The 14,810-nt window shown below is 37.0% G+C and carries 16 protein-coding genes; 9 read left to right on the top strand and 7 right to left on the bottom strand.

Annotated features, from left to right (window positions below; all coding sequences use genetic code 11):
* Positions 1–66: 66 nt before the first annotated feature.
* The 4 genes from BM107_RS17505 (at position 67) to BM107_RS17490 (ending at position 2,710) form a co-directional block, all read left to right on the top strand.
* The gene (locus BM107_RS17505; protein WP_090985730.1) at positions 67–309 is read left to right on the top strand and encodes a hypothetical protein; all 243 of its coding nucleotides are present in this window, start codon (positions 67–69) and stop codon (positions 307–309) included.
* A complete protein-coding gene (locus tag BM107_RS17500; RefSeq protein ID WP_090985728.1) occupies positions 306–713 on the top strand; it encodes a hypothetical protein in 408 nt (135 codons plus the stop codon). Before BM107_RS17505 ends, BM107_RS17500 begins: the two co-directional genes overlap by 4 nt.
* A gap of 1,026 nt (positions 714–1,739) precedes the next feature.
* Positions 1,740–2,252: a hypothetical protein gene (locus BM107_RS17495; protein ID WP_139222300.1), complete on the top strand. Its 513-nt coding sequence runs from the start codon at positions 1,740–1,742 to the stop codon at positions 2,250–2,252.
* A gap of 65 nt (positions 2,253–2,317) precedes the next feature.
* Positions 2,318–2,710 carry a hypothetical protein gene (locus BM107_RS17490; protein WP_090985724.1) on the top strand — a complete coding sequence of 131 codons (393 nt, stop codon included), beginning with the start codon at positions 2,318–2,320 and terminating at the stop codon, positions 2,708–2,710.
* A 27-nt stretch (positions 2,711–2,737) separates the two neighbouring features.
* Here the strand turns inward: BM107_RS17490 and BM107_RS17485 are convergent, their stop codons facing one another.
* Together BM107_RS17485 and BM107_RS24755 are read right to left on the bottom strand one after the other, a co-directional pair.
* Positions 2,738–4,033 carry a DUF6538 domain-containing protein gene (locus tag BM107_RS17485; RefSeq protein WP_159435270.1) on the bottom strand — a complete coding sequence of 432 codons (1,296 nt, stop codon included), beginning with the start codon at positions 4,031–4,033 and terminating at the stop codon, positions 2,738–2,740.
* Positions 4,034–4,324: 291 nt separating this feature from the next.
* A complete protein-coding gene (locus BM107_RS24755; protein ID WP_159435269.1) occupies positions 4,325–4,492 on the bottom strand; it encodes a hypothetical protein in 168 nt (55 codons plus the stop codon).
* Between the two features lie 564 nt (positions 4,493–5,056).
* Here BM107_RS24755 and BM107_RS17470 point away from each other — a divergent pair.
* The 3 genes from BM107_RS17470 (at position 5,057) to BM107_RS17460 (ending at position 7,046) form a co-directional block, all read left to right on the top strand.
* Positions 5,057–5,980: a toprim domain-containing protein gene (locus BM107_RS17470; RefSeq protein WP_090985717.1), complete on the top strand. Its 924-nt coding sequence runs from the start codon at positions 5,057–5,059 to the stop codon at positions 5,978–5,980.
* On the top strand, positions 5,980–6,432 hold the full coding sequence (locus tag BM107_RS17465; RefSeq protein WP_090985715.1) for a JAB domain-containing protein: 453 nt from the start codon (positions 5,980–5,982) through the stop codon (positions 6,430–6,432). Before BM107_RS17470 ends, BM107_RS17465 begins: the two co-directional genes overlap by 1 nt.
* 245 nt (positions 6,433–6,677) lie before the next feature.
* Positions 6,678–7,046, top strand: coding sequence for a DUF2958 domain-containing protein (locus BM107_RS17460; RefSeq protein WP_090985713.1), 369 nt, complete (start codon positions 6,678–6,680; stop codon positions 7,044–7,046).
* 470 nt (positions 7,047–7,516) lie between these two features.
* Here BM107_RS17460 and BM107_RS17455 read toward each other — a convergent pair whose 3' ends face one another.
* A complete protein-coding gene (locus BM107_RS17455; protein WP_090985711.1) occupies positions 7,517–8,257 on the bottom strand; it encodes a DUF4393 domain-containing protein in 741 nt (246 codons plus the stop codon).
* Between the two features lie 577 nt (positions 8,258–8,834).
* Here BM107_RS17455 and BM107_RS17450 point away from each other — a divergent pair.
* Together BM107_RS17450 and BM107_RS17445 are read left to right on the top strand one after the other, a co-directional pair.
* The gene (locus BM107_RS17450) at positions 8,835–9,149 is read left to right on the top strand and encodes a hypothetical protein (protein ID WP_090985709.1); all 315 of its coding nucleotides are present in this window, start codon (positions 8,835–8,837) and stop codon (positions 9,147–9,149) included.
* Positions 9,150–9,235: 86 nt separating this feature from the next.
* A complete protein-coding gene (locus BM107_RS17445; protein WP_090985707.1) occupies positions 9,236–9,937 on the top strand; it encodes a hypothetical protein in 702 nt (233 codons plus the stop codon).
* 425 nt (positions 9,938–10,362) lie between these two features.
* On the opposite strand, the gene BM107_RS17440 is transcribed toward BM107_RS17445, so the two are convergent.
* The 4 genes from BM107_RS17440 to BM107_RS17425 form a co-directional block, all read right to left on the bottom strand.
* Positions 10,363–10,746, bottom strand: coding sequence for a hypothetical protein (locus tag BM107_RS17440; RefSeq protein WP_090985705.1), 384 nt, complete (start codon positions 10,744–10,746; stop codon positions 10,363–10,365).
* Positions 10,730–13,441, bottom strand: a complete 2,712-nt coding sequence (gene mobF / locus BM107_RS17435; protein WP_090985703.1) for a MobF family relaxase — start codon at positions 13,439–13,441, stop codon at positions 10,730–10,732. Before mobF ends, BM107_RS17440 begins: the two co-directional genes overlap by 17 nt.
* A 64-nt stretch (positions 13,442–13,505) precedes the next feature.
* A complete protein-coding gene (locus tag BM107_RS17430; RefSeq protein WP_090985701.1) occupies positions 13,506–13,934 on the bottom strand; it encodes a hypothetical protein in 429 nt (142 codons plus the stop codon).
* 69 nt (positions 13,935–14,003) lie between these two features.
* The gene (locus BM107_RS17425) at positions 14,004–14,774 is read right to left on the bottom strand and encodes a hypothetical protein (RefSeq protein WP_090985699.1); all 771 of its coding nucleotides are present in this window, start codon (positions 14,772–14,774) and stop codon (positions 14,004–14,006) included.
* Positions 14,775–14,810 lie beyond the last annotated feature (36 nt).

The following is a 14,810-nucleotide window of genomic DNA, read 5'->3' as shown; positions in this document are numbered from 1 at the left end:
CATTTGTTAAATTGTTATATTGGTTCATTGTTTAATCTTTAACGTTAATATTCAAAAATTACTACAATGACGAAAAAACTCTCAATGCTAGTTGTAGCTATGACGCTATGGGCTATATCTGCAACCGCACAGTTAAATGTCAAAGGATACTATCGGAAAGATGGTACAGGTATGTGTATTAGGAAAGCGGCTTATAGTAGTTCTACTGATTTAATAATAGGTCATATAACAGAGTATGTCGATGGTGATGTATGGATATACGATTTCAATGGCAAACTAATTAAAAGAATAAAGCCAAAAAGAAAATGAGATATTTATGGTTTCCACTTGCAATGCTGTTATGTATTGGCATGATGCCCTTTCAACAATTATTAAAAGTACAAGAGGCTAATTATATCGTTATAGCTATCATACATTATTCTATATTTCTCATTTTCTTTAATGCAGCAAAGTCTTTAACAGAACTGTATTCATCAAGTAAGAAGGAGTTAAAAGGAATTCATATAAATTTCAAGACCTCTGTAGTGAAACTATATTATCCTTTTGTTGCTATGGCTCTAATAGGTATAGGTTTATCGTGGATGTCTTTAAGAAGACTTTATAACCTAAATGACAATGCTTTTGCCTCAATGCTTGTTATAATACCCATAATCTTAGGAGTAAAATCTGAAATAAAAAGACACAATGAAACATTAAAAAGTGATCCAATATAAAAGCCGGAGATTAATCCGGCTTGCCTTTTTTTAGTGCGTTATTGATCTTCAGCGTACCTTTGTCGTCCATCGCTTTCTCTTTCGTATTGATAACTTGTATAAGATAGGCACAAAATTATTTTAAGAGGGAACCGCAACCCCGAAGATAGCCCCGGATTAATTCCGGGGCTATCTGTTTTTAGAAACAAAGCACCGCATCCAGTGCCTCGTCTGCTTTTTCATGGGAGAAATTGCTTTGGTAATTCATCGTTGTAACGATGGAAGAGTGGCGGTACCGTGCTGTGTGTACCGTTAAGATGCCTTTACCACAAGTTTATTCCAAAATACTGCGAATTACTGGCAAAGGAGCGTATCGCCTTATTCTTTACAGTACAATCCTAACCTGCAATTATATATCTAAAAATGCTGTTTCCAGAATATCAAGATATTTTCTGAATGTGTAGGATTTGTTTCTTTCTCTGTTGCTATCAGGAACAAGGATATCAATCTCAACAAAAGTCGTTAAAAGCTTTTGCGCAGTGTTGTAAGAATTTGCTTCCAACAGTTCCATGACGTCATTTGTATTTAAAATCGGGGTATGGCAGAGCTGTTCCAACAAAAGTAGGGCATTCTTGCGCACCCTGCTGGTTTGGTCTGAATGACCATGTTACATTCCTGTAACAGATTATCAATTCCCCAGGCACGCTTTACGATATCATCGGCACATGATCTTATCGCACGTAAAAAGTATACCCATCCTTCATAATCACCCTTCAGCCTTACCGTATCTAAACGATCATAATCTCACTACGGAACTTCATAAAGAAAAAGGATGGATAAACCTTAAGTCAATATTATTTTATTTCTATTTAATGAAATATTGCGTTTTTTGGAGGCTGTTATTTCATATTTTTAACAATTAGATTTGTATATCTAATAAGCCTATTACGCTTCAAATTTCATATTTTAGATCTACAATTCTTATTTATAAAATTATTTAATTTTATTTTTTTAATTGGCATTATTTGTATATTTAAAATAAAAAATATGAAATTAACTCTCATCCTATTGCTCTCCTGTATTTTTACTTCATCAGCATTTTCACAAAAGCTTTCAAAATCACAGATTAAACGAATGAATAAGGCAACTCATTCTTTATTTAAAGGACAATGCAATCTAGAAAATATTGCTTGGATGAAAGTTACTGAAGGATATGATAAGAATGCGGTATTAGCATTAGCAGCAGAGATATCAGCAGCGGCTAAAGCTGATGCAAATCAAATTGCCCAAATTGCCGAAGGTAAAGGTGATGTTAAGGCTTCTGCAAAATTTGATGAAACAATAAAAAAAATATCCTCAAAAGAGGTTGAGGTTTCTAAGGAGTTTTTTGAGCTATATCAAAAAATGAGAGCTCCTATATGTAATATTTATACCTCTGTTCAATCAGGTTTTTTTGATAATAGCCCAGAGCTATTATTGGAAGCACAAAAATCATTTATCGAAATGAATCAGGAATGGTTAAAATACACACTTGAAGAGGAAAAAAAAAGCCCGCACTAATCCTTGAAAGTCGTAGCGACTCAATCATTAGATTTAGCATTGTTAACAACGATCCCTCTCGTGATATGTATGTTGTACAAATCTATCTCGCTCACCCAACTTCGAAACAACAAGGTGGAGTTGTTGGATGGAATGGAGCAAATTGGGTTCCACGAAAAAATCTAGGGAAATTTCTTATTGATGTTGCAAAGCCAAATACTAAGCTAATGAGCGACTCTTTAACTTTAATTATCAGCAAAAACACTAGTGAAAGTTTTATTTTTGGATATTCAATTCAACAAAACATAGACAAGCCCTTTGATAAGGAATTTGTGAACTGGAAACATTGTTTTTTAGTGATAGAATATCTAGGAAAAAGTGGTGTTAACGCTCTTATTGCTCCAGCTTATGAAGGTGTAAAGGTTAAAGAGGGAGATAGCTATGAAATTTCTTTGAGTCGTTTAAGAGGAGATAACTAATTTAGCCAATTACCATACGAATAAATTCTATTTAAGCTGAATTTTCTTCATCCATTCAAATTTCTTTTCCAAAGTTGCGCCCGTACCATATTTTGTTCGGTCTCTAAAAGCATGTCCCATCAAATCAGTTTGAATACGGTCATTACAATCCAGGTTAGTCAACCGATCCTGAAAACTATGGCGAAGTGAGTATGCGCTATGTTTAGGTGTTTCCAGTAAGTTGTTTTGACGAAGATATTTTGCAATTGCTGAATTTGTAGAATCGATATCACTAACCAATTCCGAAAAGCCTTGCGGAAATTGCTGGAACGCGTCAAGCGCATATCCAACAAGAGGCATCAACCTTTCACGATGCTTTGTTTTTAGCTTATCTTTCTCATGCGGTTTGATTAAAAAGTACGGTATTTTCCCTTCAAGAAATATTTCGTTTGGTCGAACACCAACTATTTCGTCGACACAAACGCCAGTCTCGGCAAAAATCTTCAATAGCGCCTGATTTACCTGGGACAAGCCCGCCAATTTGATTGGGTTCAATAACACATTAATAATATGGTTTGTTGAAAAGGGCGGACGTTGTTTCTTGTCGTCAACGTTGAAAAGAAACTTATTGAACACATGGCTTATATCCAACTTTATTTTGCGGTCTTCGCACACCGTAGAAATCATCGTTTTGGTATAAATAAGAAGTTTATCGGCAGTTCCGAAGCTTATCTCCTTTGCTTTAATTCTACTTAAATACCAATCTTTGATTTTGTTGGCATCATCCTTTGTGAAACTGTTTATGGTTTTATTACCGAGTGCCGAAATCACGTTTCTCATGGCTAATTCACGAGGATTTTTCCATTTGATATACTGCTTTTCTGATTTTTCCACTTCCACGCTTTTTGTCAAACCTAGAAAGATTGGGAAAATTTCACTCAATGTTATCTCTGGCGGCGTTTCAGTACCGAAAACAGCCTCGACTCTTTTTTCCGAAAAATCATTTTCCACGAATTTCAGGCGATTGAACAAATCCAAAAAGTCACCAATCGCGATTTGGTTTACATGTTGGTACTGAAAGCCAAATAAACTGGCGCGTTCCACGAGGTTCTTATACTGGTCATGGCAATGTTTTGCCCCTGTTGCGATAAGACTTGACCAATATTGTTCGAGTTTTTGGTTTTCCTTGCTTGCAAGTCGTTTGGCGATTTTTCTGCTGTCCGTTTTGAGGGAATAGCGAATAAGCTTACGCGGGTCATATTCCTTAACTTCGACAGGAACGCGGCGATTGAAGTACCAGGTATTTTCGCGACAAATGATGTTATGCAATGGACTGACTCCCAAAATGTGTAACAGTTTTGTGTTACAGTTTTGGGAAGACTATGTTCTTAAGTCACTCCGACTGATAAAAAATCTAATTTTTGCAAAGGTTTGCAAAAGAATATTGTTTCAAAATCAGGCCAAAAATGGCGGAGAGGAAGTCGTCAAAGCCAAAACTGGAAAAACTGTTAGTGGTTGTTTTAAAAAGAAAATATCTATTTCAATCTACACAAATCCAAAAGAATGTGTTACAGTTTGGATGACATTTTCAACTAAACAGATTATAGCACAGTCACCACCTGATACAAGCATGGATTAATTGGTGGCAAATTGTATCACGATTGATTTAAGGCTGTTTGTTTCTTGTGCTTGTTTTAGTTCTTTATAGGTTCGCTCAAAAATTGGTAAATACTTATCTCCAAATTTCTCAACCAGTTTCGCCGCTGTTCTACACGCGCGCTCATAATCGATAAGTTTTAGCATGTGCGTTTCCTTTTAAAATAATTTAGCATTCGTCTATATTGCTAAAGCATAAAGGTTTGTAAGAATTTTTGGATTCACAAATCTTTGTATGATTGGCGACTCGCCTCAAAGAAAAAGCAGATGAAAAAGAAAAACTTTACAAAATACGGATGTATTCGTGAAACAATAAATACGCTGTATATGAGTATTTATGCTTTAATTATATTCCTAAGATTGAATTAGCACAGATATTACAAACCTTTGTACAAAATAGTTTTCTTGCTCTCGTGTAATGACATCGGGTATCAATTCGCCGTCATCAAAAGCAAGGAGAAGTAATGCCGATCAAGCAAAAGTATTTGCGAGCTGAAGCCGCACAATATCTGAACAAGACTATTTCCGCACTAAACACGATGGCTACTCGCCAAAAGCATTTATTGCCTTTTGAAAAATTAGGACGGAACACATATTATACAAAAGAAGACTTAGATGAATACAATAATGCTAAAAATTGCAGCCCTGCATAATTGAGCAGGATTTTACTTCTCCGTTTCCACTTAAAATTTATTCTTACTGTGAGGCTCAATGAATATTGAAGAAGCTAACGCTATACCTATGTTCGATCTGTTGGAAAAACTAGGATGCAAGTCCTATAGAGATTATCCCGATAGCGCACTTTATAAATCGCCCCTTAGAATCGAGAAAACAGCAAGTTTTCGCGTCAATAAAGTAAAAAATGTTTGGTACGACCATGGGATTGGAAAAGGTGGCAGCACTTTCCGCTTTGTACTTGAATATCTTAAATCACAAAATGTAGACCATACAGCTGGTGACGGTTTAAGGTTCCTCAATCGGATTTGGGGCGATCAGCCCATTACACCGCTTATTCCTCAATCACAGTTAGCCGAGGCGGACAGATATAAGCTAAAGGAAAAGCTGATTTATTCTATTAAGCACCCAGCGCTTATAAACTATCTGAAAGACCGCTGCATACCACTAGAAATAGCAAAGCTTTATTTTAAAGAAGCAGAAGTGTTGAACACCAATTCAGGAAAAACTTTTAAAGCAATCGCACTTAAAAATGAATCCAGTGGATATGAACTCAAGAATAAAATATTTAAAGGCACTATCAATCAAAAAGATATCTCATTTATTCGGGGAACAAATGAAGAACAAAAGAGAGTTCAGGTTTTTGAAGGAATGATGGATTTTGTTTCTGTTTTAGTCTTGCTTGATATTAAACGGCTTAAAGACGATGCAATCATTCTTAATTCGTTATCCTGCTTAACTAAAGCGTTTCCAATCATTGAGATTTCAAGTTACGAAGAGGTTTATTCCTACTTTGATAATGATAAAGCAGGAGTAAATCATCGGGAAATCCTGAAAGAATTTATCCAGTCGCAAAAAGGATTGAAACATGTTTCTTTGCACACGAAATACGCCAATTACAAAGATGTAAATGAATGGCTGGTTGCTGAAAGAAATCTTAAAACCCTGAAGGTGATCTAATGAAAAAATTAAAAATCCAAGAAGTCAGCTTAAAATACAAACGGAACCGGCCGGATAGAGATATTCAAGTGATCACAGCAAATGATGCTTATGATGTCTTAAAATCAGTTTGGGATGAAAACAGGATTGATCTACTAGAGGAGTTCAAAATTATACTTTTGGACGTTAAAAATTGCGTCCTTGGCGTGTCCAGCATTTCAACAGGAGGCATTTCAACCTGTATTGTTGACCCAAAAATTGTGTTTGCCACAGCATTAAAAGCAAATTCCAGTAGCATAATTCTGGCTCATAACCATCCTTCAGGAGTTCTTGATGCTAGTGAGGCTGATATTAAAACCACTCGGCAACTTGTTGAAGGAGGTAAAATGCTAAGCATGCCCGTATATGACCACCTTATACTGACCTCGTCCGGATTTTTCTCAATGGCCGAAAACCTGCTAATACCTCGCTGATAACTCAAAATGAATTTAGGGCAATGTCACTGTTTCGATAAACCTTTTCTTTCCATCGTAAATAAGTTTCGACTTTCTGAAAGAATTAATGTTTGTCACAGTCATTAACTTGTTCGCTCATCTCTCAAAATATTATTTTCCCCGCCACGAGTGGCTTCCTCGCGAAGCAAAATAACAGTTGGTTCGTTCGCTAGAACGAAGTTTTTGCCATTCCTGTAACATTAACTCACTCAGAAAGGTACAAAATGAAACTCTTTACAAAACCACAACTGAAAAAGCTCCTCGAAAACAGTTGGGATATAAATGAAGACAAAGATCATCCACCAGTGGTCAAACTATTTATGACCGGAACAAACTGTACATGGTTGCTATCCGAACTTGATCCCGAAACACAAGACATTGCTTTTGGACTCTGTGATCTAGGTATGGGCTTTCCCGAACTCGGATATGTTAGTCTCTCAGAAGTAAAATCTGCCGAAGGTGCGTCTCGTTTTTTAGAGCGTGATCAACACTTCGAGGGAGAATTTCCACTAAGTGTCTATGCAAGAGCCGCTCGTTATTACGAGCATATCGTGACAGACAGGGAAATTGTGAAAAAATTCGTGCCTAACTAACCCCTAGTATGTATCGCCCTAACTAATCAGTTAGGGCGATTTTTAAATGTATTGAGTTTTAAAGAAAGCATGTATTTAAAGTTGAAATCGACAGAAAAGAATGCAGTCTTGCGCATGAACTTATGCATTGGACCGGTACGGAAAACCGCTTTGAAAGATTAAGCGGCAATTCAATTTCCTATGCAAAAAAAGCTTGTGGCAGAATTTGGTTCAATATTGATTTAATGTGTGTAAGTTTAAGATTGCCATTTAAATAAACATATCCTGCTACCTATATCAAGAATTACATTAAATGCTGAAAGAAGATGGCCTGATCATCTTCTTTCAGCAAGCGAAGCTTCTAAGGCATTTGATTGCTTAACAGCTCTACAACCAATACCCAGTATTAAAAGACCAAGACAAAATTTATCTTGGTCTTTTTTCGCTCAGTGACTAGTGACCATAATTTTTGTTATGTAGCAGCTATAATTTTAAGACTTGCTTTTAGACATTAAAAATCCTTTTTCCGGAATACAAGCTTTAGCAAATAATTTACCAAATTCAGTAAGGTGTATTTTTCCTTTTCTGATTAGACCTGTTTGCACCTGATCAGAGTTCACAGGGTACTCACTATCTACTACAGTCCAGTCAATCAAGCCCAATTTTTCAAGATGTGAAACATACATTTCAAAATTTTCGGGAAAATCCAACTCTGAAAGATTGAAATCATTTTTAGTTATTCTATGGTCACAGGGCCACCCAACTTCATTAAAATTATGTTCCCTTGTTAATTTAATTTCTTTATAATTTATTTTGAAAAGAAAGTATGCTTCATCTGGTGAAAGCTGATCTATTAGATAAAAAAATGCAGGGTGCGCTTCATTTATTCTTTCTTTATCAATAGCTCTCGATAAAAGGTTTAGATATAGGTCTGTAAGGTAATTTTCTTCCTCAAGATATTTTAGTCTTTCAATAATTGGCCCTGCTAGTGACGCAGGTGCTTGCACTTGTTTTTCTTTTGGAACATTCTTCCTAACTCTATCAAGATAAGCCGTTAGTCGATCTTGAGCTGTAGCCGCAAGCTGTAATGGAAGAGTGAAAAGCCTAAGTGTTTTAATGATATCAACACCTAATTTACTTGTTTCTTTTAAACTTTCAGATGCGCTATCCTCATAGATTTTCTTTAAAGTTTCAGCGCCAATAATGTTCCCTAATTTTTCAACATCCATCATATATTTACTTTGTTACTATAAATATAGCTATTCAAACTTAGTTAAGTTAATCGTCAAAATTCTTTACATTTCTTATTTTAAATAATATCATATATAAACTTCACAATGATTATCTAAATTCTATAGAGGCGTTCAAAAATATCTGAAAAGCATTGTTTTCTAGATAAGAGGCTGGTTTGTAGTTGAGATAAAGTAAAGTTCTAATTTTCTGTGTTTTGTCGATTGAAAAAAGCTCTAGTTATAAATTTTTATGTATCTTTGCAATCCCTTTCGAAAAGGCCTTTTTATTAATTCTAACATCTTGAAATTGTCAACATTATGTGAAGTTATTGACATTGAGGCATGAATATTGGAATTATGTCGGGTAATAATGCTTTATTTGTGTGAGGAGCATTCATTGAAGGATGAATTGGTTAAATGTTTGATTGGCAATTAATTAGTGTTTCATAAAAAAGACACTGGCGTTTGAAATATTGTACATTTTATGCTTTGAATTATAAAAAGATTGCTATCTTTCATAGATTCAAATAAATAATATATTATTACTGAAAGATATTGCTCATAAATGGAGTTAATAATGGATTTAAAAGAAAAAAGCAATTCACCTGATTATTTGAAAAATCTTAAGGAAGATATTGCTGAATGTTATCGTAATGGGAATACGATAGAAGCTTATTTAAGAAATGAATTTGGAATTACGGATATAATGAAATCCGAATTCCCCGATTTAAAAGATAAGAATGTTGAAGATTTTGATTTCAATAGAGTTCGTGGTAACACGAAATTAATGCAAGGCAAGATCACGACTTATAAGCAAGCGCAAGAAATGTTAGATAAAGTATTGAACTTTAAAATGCCTGCTGTTGTAGACGCCCGCTTACAAAATATTTAAATTTTGAAAATTATTTGCGATATAAAATCGTTATTTATAAATTGCCTCTGACTGATATGGTGGGAGGCTTTTTTATTTATAACTAAATGGACGCAAACAAAGATCTATCAAAGGAATACAATGACTTCTTCAATGAAACCCATCAACTTTTTACTGATGTTAAGTCCTATACATTACTATACGAGAACTTAGGAGGTGGCACGGTTGGAGTTGCACCCCTCAATGATATTAGAAGTGCCTTAGATCATCTTTATTCATTTTTAAATGTGCCAAGTGGGGCTAACAATAAGAGGGGGGTAACCGAAAATTATATTGAAGCTAAAGAGCATTTATATAGGGCATATTACGATCTTTTCATGATGATTTGCTCATTTCTAATTGATGAAATACAAGCCTACGTCCCTAAATTTGGCGTAGAAGTGCTTGCTAAAATCTATCCAAAATACTTTAGCCATGTTAGCCCTGAATTAGTCGTTATATTAGAACGAATTGCGCAGATCAGGCATGCAAGACAAACGAATTCTAAAGTTCCAGAAGCTATAAAAATTTCTAATGAAGAAGTAATTACTGTATTATTGCAATGGCATAAGGAACTTTTGGGTACTACGCATCTATTTGTCGAAGCTAAAAATGTTGAAGATGGAAAAAAACAAAAAGAATTAGAGAAAGAAGAAAAAACCAAGAAAAAAGAAAAGTTAGATCTAATTTTAAAATGGGTGATACCTTTCGTCATGTTGATCGCAGGTTTTTTATTGAAAGATGTTATAGCAAAGCATCTTTTTGATTAATATCCGTAATGAAGTCTACATCTTGCATAAAAAATAAAACTAATATCTCTTTCTCATGATAATTTTTTTAATAGAAAAAGGACAATGTCGTCATCCTCTAAATTAAGTGTTTCAACACACCTTTTATCAGTCTGGAATATTCCGATGCCTTGTAATGTTTGATTTGGAGGTTAAGCCTTGTTTAAAAGAATGGCAGACTTCGTACAGAATTATAAGAACTATAAAGTCACGATCTATCATTTAAATAAAGCTCAGATTAAACATATACTATTTGTTACAACATCCTCTCGCATAATTGCTTCGTTAATTTTCGGAGCGCTTTCAAACTGAATGACTAGATTGCTTCCAGAATTTAAGAAGTTGTAGAATTGTTCTATTTTCTGATTGGTTTGTTTTAAATTATTGGCTTTCATATTTTGAAATTTTTAGTTTTGCAGCTTGTTTATTTTATTTACAATGAAACGTGAGGATTTATTTACCTCGTTATACCGTTCATCCGTTATTAGGACTTCCAAAGGCAATTGAAAAAAGAAATCATTATATAAAGATTTTAGCTCAACGCCCTCGAATACGATGTTATCATTCCCGACCGCCATCATAATGGAGCCGTCATAGCTTTTAAATTCAATCCGGCTTACGGTATAGTAGGGGATTGTTATACTGGAACCGTCCGGCCATGTGAGCATAAAATTCCTGATCTGCCCATTATCGGGGTAAACCTTGTAAAAAGGATTATCTTCTTGGCGGACATCTTTAGTTGGGCTGTTTTCTCGTAACTCGTCTGAACGAAGTCTAAAGTTCTGGCTCATAATTCAACTGCTTTTCTTTTGTAAACTGCTTTGCTTTTTCAGGTTCGTTGTCCTTACGAAGCCCAAGCGCGTAATCCCTTTGCTGCCCTTTCTGCATAAGTTCAATTGCAGATAATTCTTTCTTATCTACCTGTACGATTTTCAAAAGTTCCACTTTATCATCCGTGTAGATATGAACCGCTTCTTTCCCTCTACTCGTGGAAACGTAAAATTGCTTTGAATCAGCAGCCATAAGGGTCGATACAGGCATGGAGACAAAAGTTTCGTCTACTGTATGCCCCTGCGAAGCGTGCGAGGTTGTACAGTAGTTGTAGTCGATGTGGCCGAAATCCTTCTCAAACTGATATTCGGTATCACTTTTTTCGCTGACGTAAATTGGACATCCTTCGTTGTTTATCCGCTTTAGCTGTAAAGCTTGTCCGTTATCAACCCGTTTGCCTTTTACATCATAAGAGTTTTGTGTGATGCGGACTTTGTCGCCTTTTGACAGTTGCATTTCACTAGGCTGATACACATTAAATTTGTTCGCTTTATCCAAGGGCAGCATGCTTATTTCGCCATCTTTATTGACAAGTTTTACTTTCCCGTTTTCAACTTCGGAAATTTTATATTGGCTTCCGCGTTTGATCTTTGGCAGATTTTGCATGAACTGCACCACCTGATCAGGTTGGAAATTCCGCCAGTCAGATTTTTCCGCTTCCGTAAGGTTGAGGTTTCTTAGCCTTGTAAACTGCGTTTCATGTTTGCCAATCAGGTTCATTTTGCGCAGTTCGAGACGAACGTCTTTAGTCACTTTTCCAATTTGTTCGTGCGTTGGTGAAACGATAAGGGCAGATTTTCCTTTTTTTAATGCTGAAGTGTAATCGGAAACGAGCTGCTCGTTTGGTTTCAAAGGGTCAATTTCCTTTATTGCTTCTATTCGATCCAGTTTGGTAAGGGCATCTTTCATTTTTCCCTTTGCCATGTCTTCAACCGCTTCCCTATAAACTAGATCACGCTGACGGTAGATTTTATTTACCTCTGCCGCTTTAATACCCCCAACAGTATTTAGGATTTTTAGTGCCTGACCCCTTGATACTGCACTGTGTTGGCGTGTATCGCCACCTAATACAACTCTGGCGTTATATTTCTTAGCCAGTTCAAGGCAGGCTATCATCTGCTTATTGTCAGAAAGACCTGCTTCATCCATCCATAGAATACCATCCTGTAGCTGACGTTGTATTTTTTCATCAATCAGAAGTTTGGCAACCGTTTCCGCATCCTTAAAATCCTTGCCCAATACGATTCTCGAAGCCTGCGCAGTTGGAGCCACAATCGTTACCTTACATCCCGTGCGCTCAATTAGCGGTACAACCTCTTTCATTAAGGTAGTTTTACCGCTACCAGCCGCGCCCATATAGATACTTACCCTGTCACGGGTTGTGAGCAGATGTTTAGCCACATCATATTGTTGCCCTTCAAGGTTTGTTTCGGGCATTTGGCTATATAGGGGCTTCATAACACCAATGCCGTTTTGAGCTAGGCTTACCATGTGCTGTTCCTCTTTCAGGACGGCTGTGGTTGTACACATCGTTTGGTGATTATCTTTGACGTGGATTATCCTCTTATCGCTTTTAAAAGCGCTATCAATATCGATGATGCTGGTATTACGATTGCCCAGGCTGTGCATATAGGCATGCGCCAGCAATCGTCTTTCAGGCATAACAGATGCACGTTCATAGCTATGTGTGAGTATCGTATCAATACAGTCGATGACAGAGGTTTTTACAGGTTCTTTTGTTCTGGCAAATCGTATAGGAGTATTGGGTATGGGTTTATCTGCAAGGTGTGCATTGATCTGCCTTTTCCAATCGGCTTTTAGCTGATCAAGGGTTAGGCCTTTGCGTTTAGCTGTACGTGTCCGAGCTCCTAATTCCGACTTTGCCTTGTCGCCAGTTATGCCATGTTCCAAAGCGAAGTCTTCCACCTGTTTGGTTCTCTTAGACATCAAGGCTATTACACTAGGTGGAACACCTTCCAGCTCGAACGATTTGCCCTGCTTGCGAACGGAATAGCCAAGGTCAATCAGTTTATCCGTTAGTTTCTTATAGAATATTGATTGATAATAGGGCGCATCTCTTTTAGAAAACTGCCATTGCGCCGCCTTGATTTTACCCTCAACCTCATCATACGTAGCGTTAAAGGCGTATGCGTGGCAGTGTAAGAACGGGTCTGGAGCGGTATATTCATCAATGGCGCGAGCAGATAAGTGGGTAAATTCTGCCCAGATCAAACCATTGCCTTTGCGGTCTTCATCCTTACCGCCAACACGTACACGTGTCATGATATCGGCTTCAATCAGTTTCATGGTTTCATTTACCGATTGCTGGAATACCTCTTGTATGCCGGAATTTGAATAAAGAGCATTAACGATGGAAACGCTTTTGGGAACGGAAAACGTAATATCGTAACCAACCGTTCTATCCTCTCTTGTGCGCTGTGTCAGCATCTTGCCTGTAACCGGATTTATATTTTCGCAGAGCGAATAGAAAGCTTCTTTTGTAGCCATTCCGCTAATGCCTAACTTCTTGGCCAATTCGCCATGGAATTGACCAGGAAGTTCAACATCACTGATAAAATAGTCTGATGTCTGCAATGCTTGGCTAAAATAGTTCTTTGCCTGTTCGGCGGATTTGCTTTGGGTAAATCTCAACATGCCAGTGCTTTTAGGGCAGGATTATCTACTAGGGGGATATTTCTCTCTTTTGCAAAACTTTGCGCTAGTATTCTAGATCAAGATCCATGCTTTCTTTGTTCTTATCAAAATCAACGAACTTTTCAGGAGATTTTTCGCGCTGTTTGCTTTTCTGTTTTGCTTTGGTACTGGCAAGGGATTTCTCAAAGCCGGACTTTTGAAATTCCTCGCCATCCAAAGCGGGAGATTTACCCGCGATTGCCTCGAACTGTTGCTGGTGCTGGACAGACATCGCCTTGTAGCGCACGCCGTGTGGGATAGCCCAGTCTTTCGTAAAATCGTTCAGTTCTTTATCAATCTGCTTTGAATAGCTTTGCGGCAAGTTATCTTTTGACCCGAATGCTGATATTATCTGCTCGTGTTTTTGTTTAACATCCGACCAAATCTTATCCCTCAATTCGTTATAGGCTTGCTTGTCCTGATCGTGTTTTTTGTAAAGCTGGGCTAAGTCCATTGGTTAATTTTAAGGCTAGTGAGTAATTTGTTTTCTTACAGGCATCTTCCCTTTCGAAGCTCAAGGCATCTAGGCGACATAAGTGCGCTGTTCCTCATCGTCCTGAGCAAACATTGCATCTACCACTTTCTTGCGGTTTTCCATGCCTTTTGGACGACGGCTTGGAATATGCAGACCACGCTCATTATCAAGCTCCATCTCATCCATAAAGGCACGTTCATAATCTTCTTTAATGATCATGGAATCGATAATATCAAGCACCATTTCATCGCCATTGTGATAGTCCAAGAACCGACTGGCAGAATAGGAAATACTACTTAAAAGCAAGAGCAAGCCTACGCTTTGGTGCAGGATGGTAAAACCCAACCCAACAACAAAAAAGAAAGCAGGTTCGATGATTGTTTCAATTGTGCGATGGTTCACAGCTTTGCCGTTTATCTTGAAATCGATCAATCGCTTGTCGAGTTTACCACTAGAATAGCTATACCTGCCGAAATCGAAGGTAGAAGGGCTACGCCTCTGATCTTTCCAATGTAGCACCGATTTGTAGGCAAAGGCCGCAATGAACAGATACCATGTGAAAGTATCTATAATCAGTTCAATTGCATGTTCGCCGAATAGTTTCATTGGTAATAGACCAAGGATTGGAACTAATGACAGTAGGGCCGTATAGATGATTGCCCAGCCGATATTCCAATGCCTTTCACCAAATTTTGTTCTGGTGAATGTTTCACAAAGCATGGTTGGCATGCTACATCCTATAATAAACATGTTGAGGAAGAATGTTTTAATCGGGTTGATTCTTGCAATTGTTGTTTTGAAATAAAGTTGCTTTTTCATGTTATTTAAATTTTAAGTGAATAATTATTGTTATTA

Origin of the sequence: Pedobacter suwonensis, assembly GCF_900111825.1 — a bacterium.
GTDB classification, from domain to species: Bacteria; Bacteroidota; Bacteroidia; order Sphingobacteriales; family Sphingobacteriaceae; genus Pedobacter; species Pedobacter suwonensis.
This window is presented reverse-complemented; position numbering and strand designations above follow the sequence as displayed.

Coding starts and splice junctions, on each gene's coding strand:
- BM107_RS17505 (WP_090985730.1), top strand. CDS start 67: ATGACGAAAAAACTCTCAATGCTAGTTGTAGCTATGACGCTATGGGCT.
- BM107_RS17500 (WP_090985728.1), top strand. CDS start 306: ATGAGATATTTATGGTTTCCACTTGCAATGCTGTTATGTATTGGCATG.
- BM107_RS17495 (WP_139222300.1), top strand. CDS start 1,740: ATGAAATTAACTCTCATCCTATTGCTCTCCTGTATTTTTACTTCATCA.
- BM107_RS17490 (WP_090985724.1), top strand. CDS start 2,318: ATGTATGTTGTACAAATCTATCTCGCTCACCCAACTTCGAAACAACAA.
- BM107_RS24755 (WP_159435269.1), bottom strand. CDS start 4,492: ATGCTAAAACTTATCGATTATGAGCGCGCGTGTAGAACAGCGGCGAAA.
- BM107_RS17470 (WP_090985717.1), top strand. CDS start 5,057: ATGAATATTGAAGAAGCTAACGCTATACCTATGTTCGATCTGTTGGAA.
- BM107_RS17465 (WP_090985715.1), top strand. CDS start 5,980: ATGAAAAAATTAAAAATCCAAGAAGTCAGCTTAAAATACAAACGGAAC.
- BM107_RS17460 (WP_090985713.1), top strand. CDS start 6,678: ATGAAACTCTTTACAAAACCACAACTGAAAAAGCTCCTCGAAAACAGT.
- BM107_RS17455 (WP_090985711.1), bottom strand. CDS start 8,257: ATGATGGATGTTGAAAAATTAGGGAACATTATTGGCGCTGAAACTTTA.
- BM107_RS17450 (WP_090985709.1), top strand. CDS start 8,835: ATGGATTTAAAAGAAAAAAGCAATTCACCTGATTATTTGAAAAATCTT.
- BM107_RS17445 (WP_090985707.1), top strand. CDS start 9,236: ATGGACGCAAACAAAGATCTATCAAAGGAATACAATGACTTCTTCAAT.
- BM107_RS17440 (WP_090985705.1), bottom strand. CDS start 10,746: ATGAGCCAGAACTTTAGACTTCGTTCAGACGAGTTACGAGAAAACAGC.
- mobF (WP_090985703.1), bottom strand. CDS start 13,441: ATGTTGAGATTTACCCAAAGCAAATCCGCCGAACAGGCAAAGAACTAT.
- BM107_RS17430 (WP_090985701.1), bottom strand. CDS start 13,934: ATGGACTTAGCCCAGCTTTACAAAAAACACGATCAGGACAAGCAAGCC.
- BM107_RS17425 (WP_090985699.1), bottom strand. CDS start 14,774: ATGAAAAAGCAACTTTATTTCAAAACAACAATTGCAAGAATCAACCCG.